General features: G+C 51.1%; 17 protein-coding genes. 14 read left to right on the top strand and 3 right to left on the bottom strand.

Annotated features, from left to right (window positions below):
* The first annotated feature begins 45 nt into the window (after positions 1-45).
* Entirely contained in the window at positions 46-495 is a 450-nt protein-coding gene (locus JNUCC32_RS11565; RefSeq protein WP_192572115.1) for a DUF1569 domain-containing protein, read from the top strand.
* Positions 496-605: 110 nt separating this feature from the next.
* On the opposite strand, the gene JNUCC32_RS11560 is transcribed toward JNUCC32_RS11565, so the two are convergent.
* Both JNUCC32_RS11560 and JNUCC32_RS11555 read right to left on the bottom strand, forming a co-directional pair.
* The gene (locus tag JNUCC32_RS11560; RefSeq protein ID WP_192572114.1) at positions 606-1,091 is read right to left on the bottom strand and encodes a hypothetical protein; all 486 of its coding nucleotides are present in this window, start codon (positions 1,089-1,091) and stop codon (positions 606-608) included.
* A gap of 62 nt (positions 1,092-1,153) precedes the next feature.
* Positions 1,154-1,804, bottom strand: coding sequence for a hypothetical protein (locus JNUCC32_RS11555; protein ID WP_192572113.1), 651 nt, complete (start codon positions 1,802-1,804; stop codon positions 1,154-1,156).
* Positions 1,805-1,999: 195 nt separating this feature from the next.
* Between JNUCC32_RS11555 and JNUCC32_RS11550 the strand changes: the two genes are divergently transcribed.
* Both JNUCC32_RS11550 and JNUCC32_RS11545 read left to right on the top strand, forming a co-directional pair.
* Complete coding sequence (locus JNUCC32_RS11550; RefSeq protein ID WP_192572112.1) at positions 2,000-2,491, top strand: hypothetical protein; 492 nt, start codon at positions 2,000-2,002, stop codon at positions 2,489-2,491.
* 7 nt (positions 2,492-2,498) lie between these two features.
* On the top strand, positions 2,499-3,254 hold the full coding sequence (locus JNUCC32_RS11545) for a siderophore biosynthesis protein (RefSeq protein WP_192572111.1): 756 nt from the start codon (positions 2,499-2,501) through the stop codon (positions 3,252-3,254).
* 31 nt (positions 3,255-3,285) lie between these two features.
* Here JNUCC32_RS11545 and JNUCC32_RS11540 read toward each other — a convergent pair whose 3' ends face one another.
* Positions 3,286-4,167: an AraC family transcriptional regulator gene (locus JNUCC32_RS11540; protein ID WP_192572110.1), complete on the bottom strand. Its 882-nt coding sequence runs from the start codon at positions 4,165-4,167 to the stop codon at positions 3,286-3,288.
* Between the two features lie 124 nt (positions 4,168-4,291).
* Between JNUCC32_RS11540 and JNUCC32_RS11535 the strand changes: the two genes are divergently transcribed.
* The 11 genes from JNUCC32_RS11535 (at position 4,292) to JNUCC32_RS11485 (ending at position 17,542) form a co-directional block, all read left to right on the top strand.
* Entirely contained in the window at positions 4,292-5,074 is a 783-nt protein-coding gene (locus JNUCC32_RS11535) for a phytanoyl-CoA dioxygenase family protein (RefSeq protein WP_015735002.1), read from the top strand.
* A gap of 192 nt (positions 5,075-5,266) precedes the next feature.
* Positions 5,267-7,015: a histidine kinase gene (locus JNUCC32_RS11530; protein ID WP_192572109.1), complete on the top strand. Its 1,749-nt coding sequence runs from the start codon at positions 5,267-5,269 to the stop codon at positions 7,013-7,015.
* Positions 7,015-8,358 (top strand): response regulator, encoded by a 1,344-nt coding sequence (locus tag JNUCC32_RS11525; protein ID WP_192572108.1) that lies wholly within the window; start codon positions 7,015-7,017, stop codon positions 8,356-8,358. Before JNUCC32_RS11530 ends, JNUCC32_RS11525 begins: the two co-directional genes overlap by 1 nt.
* A gap of 122 nt (positions 8,359-8,480) precedes the next feature.
* Entirely contained in the window at positions 8,481-10,205 is a 1,725-nt protein-coding gene (locus JNUCC32_RS11520) for an extracellular solute-binding protein (RefSeq protein ID WP_192572107.1), read from the top strand.
* An 84-nt stretch (positions 10,206-10,289) separates the two neighbouring features.
* Positions 10,290-11,180 carry an ABC transporter permease gene (locus JNUCC32_RS11515; protein WP_009595306.1) on the top strand — a complete coding sequence of 297 codons (891 nt, stop codon included), beginning with the start codon at positions 10,290-10,292 and terminating at the stop codon, positions 11,178-11,180.
* 20 nt (positions 11,181-11,200) lie between these two features.
* A complete protein-coding gene (locus tag JNUCC32_RS11510) occupies positions 11,201-12,088 on the top strand; it encodes a carbohydrate ABC transporter permease (protein ID WP_015735007.1) in 888 nt (295 codons plus the stop codon).
* A 24-nt stretch (positions 12,089-12,112) separates the two neighbouring features.
* Positions 12,113-13,399: a Gfo/Idh/MocA family protein gene (locus tag JNUCC32_RS11505; RefSeq protein ID WP_192572106.1), complete on the top strand. Its 1,287-nt coding sequence runs from the start codon at positions 12,113-12,115 to the stop codon at positions 13,397-13,399.
* Positions 13,400-13,669: 270 nt separating this feature from the next.
* Complete coding sequence (locus tag JNUCC32_RS11500; protein WP_036663307.1) at positions 13,670-14,203, top strand: hypothetical protein; 534 nt, start codon at positions 13,670-13,672, stop codon at positions 14,201-14,203.
* A 261-nt stretch (positions 14,204-14,464) separates the two neighbouring features.
* On the top strand, positions 14,465-15,622 hold the full coding sequence (locus JNUCC32_RS11495) for a type III polyketide synthase (protein WP_192572105.1): 1,158 nt from the start codon (positions 14,465-14,467) through the stop codon (positions 15,620-15,622).
* Positions 15,609-16,331: a methyltransferase domain-containing protein gene (locus tag JNUCC32_RS11490; RefSeq protein WP_192572104.1), complete on the top strand. Its 723-nt coding sequence runs from the start codon at positions 15,609-15,611 to the stop codon at positions 16,329-16,331. Before JNUCC32_RS11495 ends, JNUCC32_RS11490 begins: the two co-directional genes overlap by 14 nt.
* Positions 16,332-16,390: 59 nt before the next feature.
* Positions 16,391-17,542 (top strand): NAD(P)/FAD-dependent oxidoreductase, encoded by a 1,152-nt coding sequence (locus JNUCC32_RS11485; protein ID WP_192572103.1) that lies wholly within the window; start codon positions 16,391-16,393, stop codon positions 17,540-17,542.
* The last annotated feature ends 27 nt before the right edge of the window (positions 17,543-17,569 follow it).

The raw sequence follows: 17,569 nt of genomic DNA, 5'->3' as shown, positions 1-17,569 counted from the left end.
TAATCAGGTGTTTCAACATGGATTTCAATATGGGGAGAGACAAACATGAATAATATGTTCCATCATTTCGATATGACCCAAATATTAAACCGAATCGACGCATTAAGCCCTCAATCACAGCCGTTATGGGGAAAAATGGATGCTGCCCAAATGCTGTCTCACTGCTCCGCGTTCCAAGACATCGCCATGGGCATCACAAACCCGCCAAGAGGCTGGTTAGGTAGGTTGGTAGGGAATTTCGCGAAGCCCCTGTTTTATAATGAAAAACCGTTACCTCGCAACATGTCGACGATTCCGGATATTTTGATTGCGGATCCAAGAGAATTTGAAACGGAAAGAGAACAATTGAAAGAAAAATTGATGGCATTCCAAAAGAACGGTCCTGAGAAATGTACAACGCATCCTCATCCATTCTTCGGTAAACTGACCCCGGAGCAATGGGGGAGGGGATTATACAAGCATCTGGACCATCACTTGAAACAGTTTGGCGTTTAAGGCTCAATAAACCTATGCTATGTGGATACGGATGTAACCCCGTAGAGCCATGACTACGAAGGTTGGCTCTACGAGGTTGAAGGGTCTTGCTGCAGATTATGTATTCTTCTCTATAACCATTCCTTGTATTTCTCCATCGTAAACTCGCCTTCCAATTCCAGTCGGGTATCCGGCTTACTGCCATCATAATAATTGACGTCCATCGTCGTTCCAGTCCAATATACGTTAAATACGCCATTTCCCCTATACTCAATGCGTCCCCGGTTATCATTTACCTCTTGGTGTTCAAAATAATAGAGTCTTGCATCCAGGCTTCTGGAGTTCTCGTTATAGCCCCGGGCAAGCGTAAATTCCAGCGGTGCAAACTCATTCAGTTTTAGCGTATCCAGGTAAATCGTAAGTTCCGCGTCCGGATTGCTCAGCAGCTCATCCGAATCCGGGAAAGCCTGAAGCGGTTCGGTCTCCGTTTCCGTTTCAAACCACAGCATGATTTGCGGCTTTCCGTTGACTTCGGTTCGCGTAGCGAAAGCGTTGGATTCTGCTAGCACGTGTTTTTCGGTTCCGTTATAACGGATTAATGTGATCGTCCCCGGCATGTGATTCTCCTTGTCTATAATGATTTCGATTATTATAGAATGCCAAATTTGCACTTCTTCGTTTATCGAAGAGATAAGTATTCCAGCAGGGCATCCATTTGCTCGCTTCCCAAAAGATCCGACAGTGACGGCATCACATGGGCGAGAAAATCCGGCTTCGTCTCATAAGTTTCTTCGTCGCAGGTTTCACCTTGAAAAAGCAGAGCGCCTTCAATGAGGACGGACAGCGCGTGAAAGCAGTCCGCAAGCGAATTCGCGATCAGCTTAGGCTCGCCACCTTCGAAAGCGGCATATACGGGTGAACCACTGGCTTGGACATCTACAATGAGCGGATCATCGTTCACATTGGCAATGACAACGTGATGAGATGGCCAATTGCTCGATTCTACGGTTTCCCCCTTATCGCTAATCCAGCGATAGCCCATTTGCTGCCGGACCAGATGCTCGGGAGAAACAAAGTAGATGACAGCCGATTCGCCGATTTCAACCGCTGCGTTTTTCATTTTATGGGTTCCTTCCGCCTTAGCGTCAATCATCTCGTAATGGCTATATAGATAAGCCAGTTCAGGGGACAGCGTGATACGGTCATCCACGGGCGGCAGCTGTACCTCGGACCGTTGCCGTATTTCATGATCGGTGAAGAGCCCGAAATCCCGATTATACAAGTCTTGTTGTTCTATGAATCTAGTTAAAGCCGCTTCCAGTTCCAGCATTCATTTCATCCCTTCCAGCATATTAACCGAATTATAACACGCCGAGTCAACGCGGTTAAGCTCGGGAAAATCTATCTCTGATTTGATATATGGTAGAATACCCCCTATGGAGAGAAAATGGATTAACCGACGGAAGATGTTATCACGAATGCGAAAAAAACGTTGATTCTGCAGCAAGCAAGGAGGCGGCAAGAGATGCAATATGAATTCAATATAACGGCTTCGATCTCCGAGCTCGTATGGTATCCGGATGAGCTGTCTGACGAGTATAGGGTACACCCTAACTTTAAAGCCGTGATGGATCGGCTTAGCATAGCGGTTCCCGTAGAGGAGATCTATGAGCGGTATTTCGATAGTCCGGTGAACTCTGGCCATGTTCTGGTATTCCAGGAGACGGAGGGCCCGAATTCTTGCATCGTGCTGGACACGTATCGCGATCCGTTGGACCAGCTGGATATGATCCAGATGGGATGGCGAAGCCAGGGCGAAGATCACGAGCTTCGCCGGCTTTCCCGCAAATTCTATGATGAATGTGAATTCGCGGTCCGTTATCAGGAAGGTCAGTCGGTATTGTCCGAGAAGCTTCGTGAAGATCGATATCCACGGACCTTCCGGTATCATGCGGTATTCGAACAGAGAATGAAGCGATACGTCAATGACGCGAATTCCCCTAATTTGAAGGAGTGAGTAAGCTATGAATATATCGAAATCCCATATTCGTCCTTTTCCGGCTTACGAGGATGTATTCGAAGGCGATGTTGAGCGGTACCGGCAGCATTTTCTTCCGATTCTTTCCTTGAATCTGCAATGCCTGTTTCCCGGCGAGGATCAGTGGCTGCACTTTGTGTCCGTCAAAGAAATCTACGATGGCAGCGTCGGCGAAGAAACCGTGTCCGAACACCGGCCGTATACCAAAGAGGATATGCTCGGTTTTGATGTAGTGAACGGAAAATACCGCTTTGAAGCGGACTGGAACTACTTTTTGCTTGAGCAGGAACCGGAGCATGAGACGCTTATAGAAGCGTACGCCGACAATGAGCGGGACTTTATGGCCCGCAAGCGGTTCTATGAAGAGAAGGGGCATATCTTCCCTTACTCGTCTTTTGGTCGTGCTGCCGAATCGGCGGACGCGCTGATTCAAGATTATCAGGAAAAGCAGGAGAAGGGCTGGGGATTAAGCTTCCCGGAGATCCATGGACTGCTGGATGACATTGGCTTTATGTCGGAAGAGGCACAGCAGGATCTGCAGGAAGAGGGGGAATCTCTTGTGGACTGGCTGCGCTTCGAGCAGACCAATCTGCTGCATGTGCCGCGTACGCCGGAAGGAGAGACCTTTACCTATGTTGGCCGATTGACGGGTTATTACTTTCAGGCGTACGGAGCAGACGCGCTGTACTTGTTCTATTCGAGGGAGCTGGGCAAGGCCGTTGTTTGCTTGGAATATACTTAAGATGCGACAGTGACGAATATCCAGGTTAGGATCAATGATCGGCCTCTAAGAACCATTTGGCACGATAAGCCGCAGGAGAGATGCCTTTGAATTGGGTGAACAGCCTTGTGAAGTAATGAACGGAAGAGAATCCGGTTCGTTCCGCAATCAGCTTGATGGGATCATGGGTTTGCTGCAGCAGAAGCTCGGCTGCCCGGATCCGCTCGGTGCGAACCATGGAAGAAAAGGATTCATGGATGCTGCCCGCAAGCAAGCGGGACAACTGCCGCTCCGACACGTTGAGGTATGTCGCCACTTCCGGCAAGGATAACGGTCCGCTTAGATTGTCTCGAATGTACAGTTTTGCCCTTTGGACAAGCTGCACCGTGGTTGAGTAGCTCGGGGCCGCATCGAGGTTACGGGCAGCGCCGAACAGGGCAGGGAAGGATTCGAGCAGCGCATGCGCAAGTTTGGGCAGAAGCGAAGCAGGCAGCGAGTCTTCGGCTTCCGAACGCACCAGCATGGATTTCCATAATTGGATGGCCGGCGATTCGCTGGCAAACTCGGTCCAAACGGTACATCGACGAAGCGCTTCCAAATATGCCGCCGTTACATCCGTGGCTGATGGTTTCTCCATCGCGTCATATGCAACGAACAACAGATTCAGATCGTGAACGTCCTTGATCTGATGGAGCTGACCTGGACGTGTACAGAAAGCGACCCCAGGATATAAGGGGTATGTCCTGTCGCCTTCGAGATACACGCCGGTTCCGCCGTTTACATAACAAATTTCAACGAAAGAATGCCGATGCAATGAATTGGCCGTCAAATGACGAACGGTTCCCCAGTAATGGACAAGGAACGAGAGGCTCTCGCCTTCTAACCGACCTGCATAACGATTTAGCCGTTCCTCGCTTTTGCTCCAATGGTACAAGGCAGTACAGCTCCCTTCTGGCGTAATTTTGCAAAACGTCGTCTTCTCCGTGCAAATACGATCCCGCTTGCCCTCACTATAATTAAACTAGATATTCCATAAAATATCGAGAGGGTGCATGGCGATGATTGACGAGAAGGATGTGCAATTTTACAAAGAAAATGGGTATCTGCTGGTCCGAGGCGTTTATAATCAACAGGAAGTCGAAGATATGCGAACGGCCGTTGAAGGGATCATCCAAAGGGCGGCACGCGCCAAATCGGATCAAAACCATGCCTGGCAGGGCGATTTCCTGCCGCCTGAACAGCTTAAGAAGCTGGTTCTGAAAGGATTTCACGACGTGCAATATCATGATGCCGCTTTCATGCGTGCCGCGATCCATCCTCGAATGACCGAAGTGCTGAACGGGATCATCGGACCGAACGTGCAGCTGCATCACTCCAAAATGCTGGTTAAGCCCCCTTCTAACGGGGCCGCATTCCCCATGCATCAGGATTATCCGTATTTCCCTCATCGGGACCACACCATGCTTGCTGCCAGCGTTCATCTCGACGACGCCGATATGGAGAACGGCTGCCTCTGCGTCGTTCCCGGCTCTCATAAACAGGGCGTATTGCCGCATGTCGGCGCTTACTATTTGAACCATAAAGAGCATCCTTTATCTTCGGGGACTCCATGTCCGGCCAAAGCAGGCGATGTATTGTTCTTCAATTACTTGACCATCCATGGGTCGGACGTGAACCGGAGCGAGCGTACGCGCCGAAACATCCTATTCCAATATCGCGATGCTTCGGATGTGCCGACCGCGGATGTTCACTTCGATTGGGGCATGGGCTTAATGGTCAGCGGAACCAACCCGGATTTTAACAATGTGAAGCCGAAGTATGAAATCATCAGTGCGAAATGACCACATAACAGCACCGATACCTATGCTGAATGATAAACCAGCTTAAAAGCCCCTTACGGGGCTTTTTTTTATGCCTGGAACTCATGACTGTCATGTTTGCACCTAATATGTAAAAATAATTCGTTGTAATGTCAGCCGGCCCCCCTATACTAGATGATAATGGATCGAGTGATAACGGATTGGGGGAAAAGCATGAAACTTCAGGCTGCGGGCAAAGCATCGAAATGGTTTGTTTATCAAAAAATCGTCATCGTATTTATCGTATTGTTACTTCCTCTCATCTCGATGAATATTTGGTTGAATTATAAGGGGATGTCCGTCACCAAGGAGTCTATCTTGAACTCCGCGGCCGCGGGTGCCTCCTTCTATTCCAAGCAGCTAGATAAAGAAATGTATTTTATTCGGAATCTGCAGCTGCAGCTGTTAAATGACAAGGATCTGCAGAAGCTTAGTTTCCGAGGCAGCATGCTTGAGGATTACGAAGAGGTGGAGCTCATCGACCAGGTCAGGGATCGGCTGGCAACCTTGATGGTTTCCAGCGAATTCGTCGTGAGTGCCGGCGTGTACGTGAAGGATGTCGGGAAAACGATCTCGACCACGACGGGGGTAACCAATACCCCGAACAAGGAAATGGAACGGATATCGTCCATGATGGCGGTCATGCCCAAGCCTTCATTCTATAGGAGCGGCGACCGGATCTTTCTGATCGAAACCGAAAACAACGGGTCTGTCTGGTCATACATCGAGATTTCCCGGCCCAAGCTGCTCGGGGCCTTAAGCGAAATCGCCAAGCTGTATCCGGAATCCGAAGTCCTTCTGGGGAGCAGGGAAGGCAGCACCATCTTGACGACGGCGCCTGCGGCCGATGAGTCAACAGAGATTTTGAATCACATCCTGGACAAGCCGGATCCGGATCGAAGTGAGCCGGAGACGGGGGAAGTGGGCGGCGTAGACTATTTTATCATTCAGAATGAAGTCGGCTCGCTGGATCTGTCCTTGGTCATGTACGTGAATCAGAATGAAATCACACGCCCCTTAAGCCAATTCATTACCTGGTTCTATACGCTGTTTATCCTTGCCGTGATTGTCATGGTGCTCTATTCGTTCTCGGTCAATCTGATGATCCACAGGCCTTTGTCCAAGCTCGTTAAAGCCTTTCATATGATCGAAACCGATAATTTGAATATCCTGATCGAGTCCAGAACCAAGGATGAGTTTCATTACGTGTTTAACGGTTTCAACCGGATGGCCTTGAAGCTTAAACAGTCGATCGAAGAAAACTATGAGCAAAAAATAGCACTGCAGCACTCGCAGCTGAAGCAGCTGCAATCCCAGATTAACCCGCATTTTTTATATAACAGCTTTTTTAATGTGTATATGATGTGCAAGGTCGGAGATTCGGATAGTGCAGCGGAGCTCTCGCAAAAGCTCGGCAGCTATTATCAGTACATCACGAGAAGCAGCTCCGACGAGGTGCCTTTTTATACGGAATACAGGCATGCTCTGGATTACTGCGACATACAGGGCATTCGCTTCTCGAACCGGATTTCATATGAGCATAGGGAATTTGCGGACATTCCCCAAGGTATCACCGTACCGAGACTTATCATTCAGCCTATCGTGGAGAATGCGTTCGAGCATGCATTCGAGGATGGCATGGAGGAAGGCATGCTGTACATTAGCGCTGATTACCGGGAGGGCAGACTGCGGATCACGGTGGAGGACAACGGGAATTTGCTTACGAATGAGATGCTGCAGCAATTACGCGGCAAGCTTGCCATGGATTCGAAGCATGTGGAGCAGACCGGATTGATCAACGTGAACAACCGGCTTCAGCTCAAGTATGGGCCCGGCAGCGGATTATCCGTCTCGCGCAGCGTCCATGGCGGTTTAAAGGTGGATTTGATCATTATGATTCAAGAATCAGAGGAGGCATCGTGATGTACAGACTGTTGATCGTGGACGACGAGCCCGTCATCGTGAACGGCTTGGTTCAGCTTTTTCAGGAGCAAACGCAATTCGACCTGGATGTATGGAAAGCCTATTCCGCCAAGGAAGCGGTGGAGATCGCCATGAGAGTGAAGCTGGACATCCTGGTCAGCGATATACGAATGCCCCAGAAGAACGGGCTTCAGCTGATTGACGAAATTGCGTACTATTGGCCGCACTGCCGAATCATTTTTCTCACCGGTTACAGCGAGTTTGAATATGTGCACGAAGCCCTGCGCAAGAACGTGGATAACTACATCCTGAAAACCGAAGGCATCGATCCGATCTTTCAGGCTGTCCAAGAGGCTTCCTCCAGGCTGGATGAAGAGAACCGACGCAGAATCCAGGCAGAAAAGGCAAAGGTGCATTTTCAAATGGCCGAGCCTTTGCTCAAGCGCGAACTCATACTAAAGGTATTGAAAGGAGAAGCCTTGAGTTCCCTATTGTCGCAGCCCCGTTATGAAGAGGTGGGGTTCGGTATCGACGCAGATCGGCCGGCATTCCTTCTCGTTGGAAGGATCGGGATAGCCCCGGAGGCCAAGACGAAGAATGCCGTGCAAGCCGTTCAGATGATGTTTATCCACGACTTGCCCAGCTCGTTTTCCTGTGAGCATGCCGTACTAGATGAAGACTTGCTGGTATGGCTGCTGCAGCCGGGCGAGGAGCTTCTGGACCGTTATCGGAGGTTTGAGCCGGAGGGTGTGCTTCATTGGCAGGGCATGATGTCGTATATGAGGGGCATCCTGGAGCAGGTGCAAAATGAGTGCGAAGAGCTGCTTGGCGTTCAGGTTTCTTTCGGGATATCGGGCAATCTTCTGCATCAATGGGAAACGGTAGGAGAACAGCTTCATGCTTTGCGGACCATGCTGCACAGCAGGGCGGCGCTGGGACAACAGATGGTCGTTGCCGATATCGGAAAGGCCAAGGAACACGAAGAGATGATACATGGGAATAGCCCGTTGAGGCAGGATGACATGAAATTGGATGTGATCGACCGGATCCACAGGTACATACTGGAGCATATGTCCGGGGACGTCTCCTTGACCGCCATAGCGGAGGAAGTGCATTTTAACCCTTCCTATCTTTCGCGCTACTACAAGCAGCTGACGGGTCAAAACCTGCTGGAGTATATTCAGGCGAAAAAGCTGGAGGGGGCGCTTCATCTGATGCAGCATACGAACATGAAATTACAAGAGATTGCCGTGCGGCTCGGATTCGAATCCCCGTCGTATTTCACGACGTTTTTCAAGAAAAAGATGGGCGTAACCCCGCAGGAATACCGAAATACCCAATAAGTAAAAAAAGTGAAAGGGATGTAAAAAACTTAAAATTGATAGCGCTTTCGGGCGGAATCTATAATGATATCTAAGCAGCATGGATATCAAGAATACGCCAGATCAAGGGGGATATAGCCATCATGAAATGGACCAAACTAGCGAAAATGATGTTGATTAGCACGATGACGCTTTCGGTAATGGCGGCATGCTCGAATCAGGGGAACGAATCGGAGGGGACACCGAACAAAACCTCTGCCGAGGAGGCGAACTCCAATACAACGCCGCCGGATCCTCTCGGCAAATATCCTGAAACGGTAACGGTCACGCAAGTGCTTGGCTACAATCCGCCCGAGGACCCGCGGACGCCGCAAGGGATCACGCCCGAACAGAATGCTTATTTCAAAGACCTCAAAGACATGCTGAACATTGAAGTCCAGTACAAATGGACGGTGCCTTCCAGCCAGTTCGAGCAAAAGTTTTCATTAGCCATGGCTTCGGCCGACCTGCCGGACATTATGGAGCTGGATCAGAAGAACTTCGAGAAGCTGAAGAAGCAGGACATGCTTGCCGATCTCACCCAAGCTTATAACGACTTCGCTTCGCCGGCACTGAAAAAATACATGGAATCCGACGGCGGCTTTGCGATGAAGACGTTTACCTCAGACGGAAAGCTGCTCGCGATTCCCGGTTTCGAGGATCCGTTCCTGTCCACCCAGCTGCTCTGGATCCGCAAGGACTGGCTCGATAACCTGAAGCTGCAGCCGCCGAAAACGATGGATGAGCTGGAGCAGGTTGCTAGAGCCTTTGTGCAGCAGGATCCCGATCAAAACGGCAAAAACGACACCTACGGTATCGCCATGCAAAAGAATCTGTTCTTTTGGGGCTTTGACCTGAGGGGCTTCTTCAATGGATTTGGCGCTTACCCTTCCATTGGGGACAATCAATCGGCCTGGATCAAGGACGACAGCGGCAAGCTGATCCCCGGGCTCATACAACCGGAAGTCAAGACCGCGCTGGGCAAGCTGCAGTCCTGGTACAAGGAGGGAATTCTGGACAAAGAATTCGCCTTGAAGGACGAGAACAAGTCCGTTGAAGATATTACGGCAGGCAAGGTGGGCATTTCTTACGGGGAATGGTGGTATCCGAACTGGCCGTTGAATCTGAATGTTGACAAGGATCCCAAGGCAGACTGGATTGCCCTTCAGATTCCCGGACTCGGCGGGCCGGGCAAGTCCATGGTACCCAAAATCCGCAGCAACAAACTCGTGGTCGTGAACAAAAAAATGAAGAATCCGGAAGCCGCCATCAAAATGATCAACTTCTACATCGAGATGGGCAACAAGAAATACATGGACCAGAACAAAGCGGAAAAAGGATACGTCTACAATTGGTTCAACCCACGGATCTATAATCCGGCACAAATCGAAACGATCTATACGGAAGTAAACAAGGCTCTCGATGCAAACCAAACGGAAATCACGCTGGATGACGAGAACTACAAAAATGTGGCCGACGTCTTCAAGGCGGCAAAGGATTATCTTGCAGGCAATACCGCGAATGCCTCGAAAGGCGTAAACTGGGGCCAATATTTCAGCCGGGCGGCGAAAGACGGCGGCTGGGGCATGACGCGGCAAATCAAAGAGAATCAAGCTTACGTAAATAACGAGTTCTACGGACTGCCAACGGCAACTCAAGTCGAGAAGGGCTCCCAGCTTGATAAGCTGATGCAGGAAACCTTCACCAAGATCGTCATGGGGGCCTCGCTGGACGAATTCGATAAATTCGTTCAGAGCTGGAAATCGCTGGGCGGGGATCAGATCACCCAGGAAGTCAATGATTGGTACGGCCAGCAGGGCGCCAAATAATCTTGGATTGATAAAGCGGGAGGAGAAGCCCTTGAGGAAGCCGGCAGACTCCTCCCGTTTGAAATGGACGGGGAGGTTTCATCTGTGAGAACGCTGAAAAAAGAATATTTGCTGCATTTGATGCTGCTGCCGGGAGTCATTGTCACGTTGATTTACGCATACGGGCCCATGGCCGGCCTTGTGATGGCCTTTCAGCAATTCGAGCCGCTGGCAGGATTCTTCCGCTCGGATTTCGTCGGTTTCGATAATTTCCGCTATGTCTTCGAACTGCCCGATTTCAAGCAGGTTCTGTGGAATACCATCGTGATTTCCGTATTTAAAATGGTTTTGTTTTTACTGGTGCCCCTGATATTGGCACTGCTCCTCAACGAAGTCACGCGAAGATGGTTTTCGCGCTTTATCCAATCCGCCATCTTTCTGCCGTTCTTTCTGTCCTGGACCGTGCTCGGCGGCGTCATCATCGAATTGTTCTCCTTGAATGGTCCGGTGAACGGCCTTCTGGGCGCGCTCCATATGGAACCGATCATGTTCATGCTGGATAATAACTGGTTCCGCGGGATCGTCATCGGATCGGATGTATGGAAAGGGATGGGTTACAACATGATCGTCATGCTTGCAGCCATCACCGGAATCCATGCGACGCTGTATGAGGCAGCAGAAGTAGACGGAGCCGGAAGATGGAAGCAGATGATTCACATCACGCTGCCTGGCATGGCGCCGATTCTCATTTTGCTTGGCGTGTTAAGCCTAGGCGGCATCCTTAACGCAGGCTTCGAGCAGATCTTGATCATGTACAACCCGACGGTTTATGAAGGGGCGGATATTATTGATACCTTCGTTTATCGACTGGGCATGTTCAGCCAGCAGTTCGGTCCTGCCGCCGCCGTCGGTTTCTTTAAATCCGTCATCTCTCTGGCGCTCGTGGCCGTGACGTACTATGCGGCTTACAAATATAACAATTATCGGATCTTTTAGGCCGGAGTGGAGGTAGGAAGATGCATAAACCAACGATCAGCAGAAGGCTGTTTGTAATCACGAATACGCTGGTGCTGTCCCTCATCACCTTGCTCGGTATCATTCCGTTCGTTCATTTGCTCTCGATTTCGCTAAGCTCGAATACGGCCGCAATGGCGGGAGAAGTGAGACTCTGGCCCGTGGGCTTTAACCTGGACGCTTACCGGTACTTGGGCGAAAAGGTAGAGTTTTTCCGTTCGTTCCGCGTCTCGCTTACCCGAGTCGTGTTGGGGACGGCGGTGAATATGCTTCTCGTATTCATAACGGCGTATCCATTATCGAAATCGAATCATCAATTTAAGTTCCGTACGCCGTATGTGTGGTTTTTTGCCATAACGATGTTTTTCGGCGGGGGATTGATTCCCACGTACATGGTCGTGAAGAATACCGGACTCATCGACTCCGTGTGGGCTTTGATTCTGCCTGGAGCGCTTAACGTATGGAACATGGTTCTGATGCTGAACTTCTTCAGGACGATCCCGAAGGAGCTGGAAGAAGCGGCAACGATTGACGGTGCGGGACACTGGAGAATATTATGGCGAATTTACCTGCCGGTTTCGCTGCCGTCCATTGCGACAATCGGTCTGTTCACCATCGTGGGGCACTGGAATGCTTGGTTTGACGGTATTCTGTATTTGAATTCGCCGGAAAAATACCCGCTGCAAACCTATTTGTCCACCCTCATTATGTCGATCAATTCCCAAATGACCTCGATTTCGATCGAACAGATCAAGGCGATGGAGAATTTGAGCGAAAAAACGCTTCGAACGGCCCAAATCTTCATGGGCGCACTGCCGATCATGGTCGTGTATCCGTTCCTGCAGAAGTATTTTGTCAAAGGGATGACGGTCGGAAGCGTGAAAGAATAAGACCTACGGAGGGAGAGGAAACGGATGAATAAAGTGAAGGTCGCCCTGATCGGAGCCGGACTGCGGGGCATCAATTATATGGAATATGCCCTGCAGCATCCCCATGAGATGGAGGTAGTCGCCGTCGCAGAACCGAATCGGCAGCGGAGGGAACAGTTTCAAGAAAGGCATGGGCTTGAAGACGCGGCATGCTTCGAGAATTGGAATGATTTTTTTACAGCGCCCAAGGTCGCGGACGCCGTGTTCATATGTACCCAGGATAAGCAGCATTTCGAGCCGACAATGCGGGCGCTTGCGGCCGGCTACCATGTGCTTCTGGAAAAGCCGATGTCTCCGGATCCCGAAGAGTGCATCCGGATGGGTGAAATGGCTTCGCAGGCCGGTTTGGTATTTTCGATCTGTCATGTGCTTCGGTACACGCCGTTTTTTTCCACCATCAAGGAGCTGCTGGAGCGTGAGGCTATCGGCCGATTGATGTCGATTCAGCATAACGAGAACGTGGGTTATTGGCATCAAGCGCACAGCTTTGTGCGGGGGAATTGGCGGCGGACGGAAGATTCCAGCCCAATGATACTGGCCAAGTCCTGCCATGATCTTGATATGCTGCTCTGGCTTGCCGATTCGGATTGCGTCCGGGTGTCCTCCTTCGGCTCCTTGAGCCATTTTACGGCTGCACAGGCACCGGAAGGCGCACCGAAGCGCTGTTTGGACGGATGTCCGGTCTCGGATGAGTGCCTCTATTATGCACCTGATCATTATTTGACCGAGGACACGAATTGGCCGACCTCGGCGATCAGCGACGATATGAGTTATGATGCCCGATATCAAGCGCTGCTGGAGGGGCCGTACGGCAGATGCGTATACCATTGCGACAATGACGTGGTGGATCATCAGGTCGTCAATATGGAGTTTGCCAACAGCGTGACGGTCGCCTTCACGATGAGTGCGTTTACGCGAGATGTCAGCCGCACGATCAAGCTGATGGGAACCCGCGGGGAAATCCGCGGAGCCATGGAGAAGAACGAAATAGAGATCATTCACTTTGGCAGCGGGAAGGTCGAGCGAATTTCTTTTGCGGACCGGGGCGGCCATGTCGGCCACGGCGGCGGAGATATGGGTCTGATCAAGGATTTTCTGAGATTGGTGCAAACGGGAGGAAACAATCAAGGACTTACATCGGCAAGCCGTTCCGTTCAAAGCCACCTTATGGCATTCGCGGCTGAGCAGTCGAGAGTGGATGGAAAGATCATCGAGCTAAAGGTGTTTGCGCAGCAGTTCAGCGAGCCGATCAGAACGATGTCCGGAAATTAATGTTTAGATCTTGAAGCCTGATTGCAGTCGCAATCAGGCTTGTTTGATATAGTAAAGAAAAGACGCCGCGCCCAAGCACCTGGATATGGTAAAATAAACCGGGTGCCATATCAAAAAACAATCTACGGTGCATAAACCTGAACTTGGAATGGAAGAGGCACTCCGAAACACGGATGATCATCGATGGAATACGACCAGCCGGGCCAAGAGCCGCCACCGGAACTTGGCCGAATTTCTTGAACGGTTGTTCAGCTGATAGGAGGACGATTTTTGAAATATCTGAAAGATGTTCAGGAACCGGGAATGGGGACCTGGTATTTTGAAGTGGATCACGACGGAACGGCTTACAGGCAGATGGTTCATGATGAGGACGGCAGCTGGATCACGTCGAACCGAAAGCATGACTCCCGTCATTTCTTGCTGGCGGAGCATCCGCTTGATCCGAAAGAACCCTATTATGAAGAAATCAGTCAAGCTGCATTCGAAGAGCTCTGGCAGAAACAGCTTTTGGTCTGGATGGAGGACTGGCAGCGGATCCAGCGCATGTTTCCTATCGGCGCACGAGTAGAAGGCTGGATCGAGGCCTTTTTTCCGCAAGGCACTTTGATTCATTTGCTAGAGCCGCATGCGGTCGGTTTGACGGACACCTCCGCTCTGGAAGCCGGTACCCCTCCCGAATGGATGTACCCTCGATATCGTGTGGTTGCCGAGGTATCCGGTTACGACCAATCCAACCAATGGGTTCTTCTTGCCCATGCGGAAGTTCTGGGAAGTCAGGATGACGAAGCCGAACCCGGCAAGTAATATAACCGTAGATCCATTGCGTTCATCCGTTCAGGATCAACAGCCATTGCTTTTCCTTTGATGACAAGGATCGTCGAGTCTGAAAAACCACGTGATCGTGGTTTTTTTTGTTTGCGGATGCGATTTTACAAGTGATTTGGTTTGAATTGGATATGATTTGCCATGTTCGGGTTATCCTAACCTCAAATAGAAGTTAAACGAATTCAAAAAGCCCCCGGGTGGGTAATCATGTATAATTCCAAGACTGCAGGAGGTTTGAGCATGAAGCAAACAAACGGTAGATCCGATGTCGCGATTCTCGGGATGGGCACGGCATTGCCGGTGCATTCCGTAGCTCAGTCGGATATCGCAGAATTAATCGCATCCACGCTGCAGGACAGACCCGATCTGGCCCGCTTTGCCCGAAGAGTATTTCGATCCTGCGGTGTCGAAACTCGTTATACTTGCGAATCCAACTATCTGGATCCCTTGGAGAAGTGCCGATATTTGAACTCCCATGACGCGTCCGTCATTCCGACAACCGAAGAGCGTATGGATACATATAAGAGAGAGGCCCTTCCGCTTGGCGTGGAAGCTGCCGAGAAGGCATTGAAAGATGCCGGCATGTCTCCGGATCGAATTACGCATCTCATTACGGTCAGCTGCACGGGTCAATACCAGCCGGGGATGGATGTTCTGTTGATCCGGAAGCTGGGGCTTTCTCCGCGGGTCAATCGTTTGCCGTTAATCTTCCAAGGCTGTGCCGCTGGTCTTAAAGCAATCCAAATGGCGCGGGATGTTGTGAGCGGGGCGCCGGGTTCGCAGGTGCTGGTCGTGTGCGTCGAGCTTTGCACGCTTCACTTCCAGCCGGTTCGGGAGAGGGAAGCATTGTTTGCGGCCTCATTCTTCGGCGATGGTGCCTCGTCCTGTGTCATCGGTCAGCCGGAAGCAGAGCATCGGCATTATGTGGAGCTCGGCACGGGATATTCCGTCCTGCTCCCGGATTCAACGGAGGATATGACGTGGGAGGTAGGCAATACGGGCTTTGATCTTTTCCTGTCGCCGCGTATTCCCAAATTGCTCGGTACTCATCTGGAGGATGAGCTTCGTGTTCTGCTGGGAGGCGACAAGCTTCCGGAATTATGGGCGATCCATCCGGGCGGCCGGGGCATCGTAGATTCGGTGCAGGAAGTAATGCGCTTGACCGATGAGCAAACCCAATACAGCCGGGAGATTCTAAGAACGGCAGGCAATCTCTCCTCCGTGACGATTATGTTCGTGCTGAACGCGATGCGCCAGAAGATGAAAGAACGTAATGAAGCTTCGACGGAAGGAGTAGCCATGGCTTTCGGACCTGGCTTGACGGCGGAGCTTATGCGTTTTACCTATGTAAAGGCTTATGCGCCATCGGTTAAGGAGCAGGACCATGTCCTTCTTTAGAACGCTGTCCATCCGGGCACAAGAAGATGAGCTTATGGATGACTTCACCATGGGCGGAGAAGAGCTGAGCGAAGCGCTCCGGCATTTAAGGCGGTTGAATCGCATATTCGCGGCACCGGGCCCGACCTTGGACGGCGTGGTGAAGCTCTGGAAATCGATCGGCTGTCCGTATACCCTTAGCATCATGGATGTTGGCGCGGGTTCCGGCGATGTGAACCGGAAGCTGCTGCAATGGTCGGATCAAATGGGCGTGGAGCTGAGCATTACCTTAGTCGATGTGACGGAAGAAGCCTGCGAAGAGGCGAGACGGCTGTTTCGTCATGAACCGAGGGTTCATGTACGCCGCGCGGACGTTAAGGAACTGCCCGATGCGTCGGCTGATATCGTGACCGGATCCCAGTTCATCCACCATTTTCAGGGACAACAGCTCATGGAGATCGTGTCGCATATGCTGCGAACCTCCGTTCATGGCGTCGTCATTAACGATATCCATCGGCATCCTGTGCCTTACGCGGCCGTCTGGATCACAACGCGTCTCATCTCACGCAATCGTTATATTCGTCACGATGGGCCGTTATCGGTTGCCAAGGGGTTTAAAGGGAGAGATTGGAGAGAGCTGAAAGAGCAGCTTAATCACGCCACTTTGACCTATCGATGGAAGCCATTGTTCCGCTATTCCGTTGTTATCCCGAACGATAGGAAGACATAATCGGTTGCCGAAACCGATGATTAAATTCTTCATGCAAGCAAAAAGGCGGGTGTTCACATATGTCAAAGCAAGCCGATGTGATGGTCATCGGCGCGGGAGTTGCCGGCACGAGCTGTGCCCTGCAGCTTGCCAAGCAGGGGCATCGTACGATACTGCTGGATCGCCAATCCTTTCCGCGCCACAAAACCTGCGGTGAATTCATGTCCCCAGAGACTCGAGAGATGCTGGAATATCTGGGTGTCCATCTTCAAGTCCAAGAGATGAATCCCGCTGCGATGAATCATGCCTCTATCGTGATGCCTCATGGCGGCGTCATCACCGCTCCGTTACCGGGTAAAGCTACCGGCATCAGCCGTTACGAGCTGGATCGCCTATTGCATGAGAATGCCTTGAGCGCGGGTGCGGAGATTGTAACGGGGTCTACCGTGACCGAGATCCGGAAGCGGGGCGATCATCGATATGAAGTCGAAACGAGGCAAGGGAACGAGCTAATTCGGTATGAGGCAAGAGCCGTCATTGGAGCCTACGGCACTAAGAAGCCGCGCGGTGTTGCTTCAGCCGAAACATATCGCGATGATACCGTATATGTCGGCGTAAAATCGCATTTTGCCGGCATCACAGTGCCTTCCAGGGTGGAGTTGTATTTTTGCGATGGCGGTTATGTCGGGATATCGCCGGTCGAGAATGGGAAGGTCAACGTGGCTGCATTGCTGACCTTGAAATCGGTACAAGGAAGCGGCAAATCGGTACCCGAAATTCTCAAAGCCGCATCGCGCTCGAACAATAGGTTAACTGAACGATTGGCTGAAGGAGAGGCGGTTGAGGGCACCCAGGTATCGATTGCCCCACTTCGTTTATCCGACAAACCGGAACCTTGGTCGCAATATCCGCACATCGGCGATGCCATGCTGATGCTTCCGCCGCTTTGCGGAGACGGAATGTCGGTTGCCCTGCGTTCATCACTGCTGTGCTCCGGCTGGACCGACAAATATTTAAACGGAGAAATCAACTTCGCTCAATGGCAAAATCAGTACACGCACGACGCCAATCGCACCTTTGCGCAGCTGCTTCGAAGGGCGAGAAGAATTCAGAATCTGGCTTTTGCCAAAAGCAATCGCTTCTATCCCGGCATCGTCCGAATGATCCCCGGACTGGCTTCCTATATCGTCAAAGCCACCCGTTTATCCGAATCGGGCATGGGCACCAGATAAGCCGCATCCTTGCGGCTTTTTTGTTTG

Origin of the sequence: Paenibacillus sp. JNUCC32 (genome assembly GCF_014863545.1) — a bacterium.
In the GTDB taxonomy this organism is placed as follows: Bacteria; Bacillota; Bacilli; order Paenibacillales; family Paenibacillaceae; genus Paenibacillus_AQ; species Paenibacillus_AQ lautus_A.
This window is presented reverse-complemented; position numbering and strand designations above follow the sequence as displayed.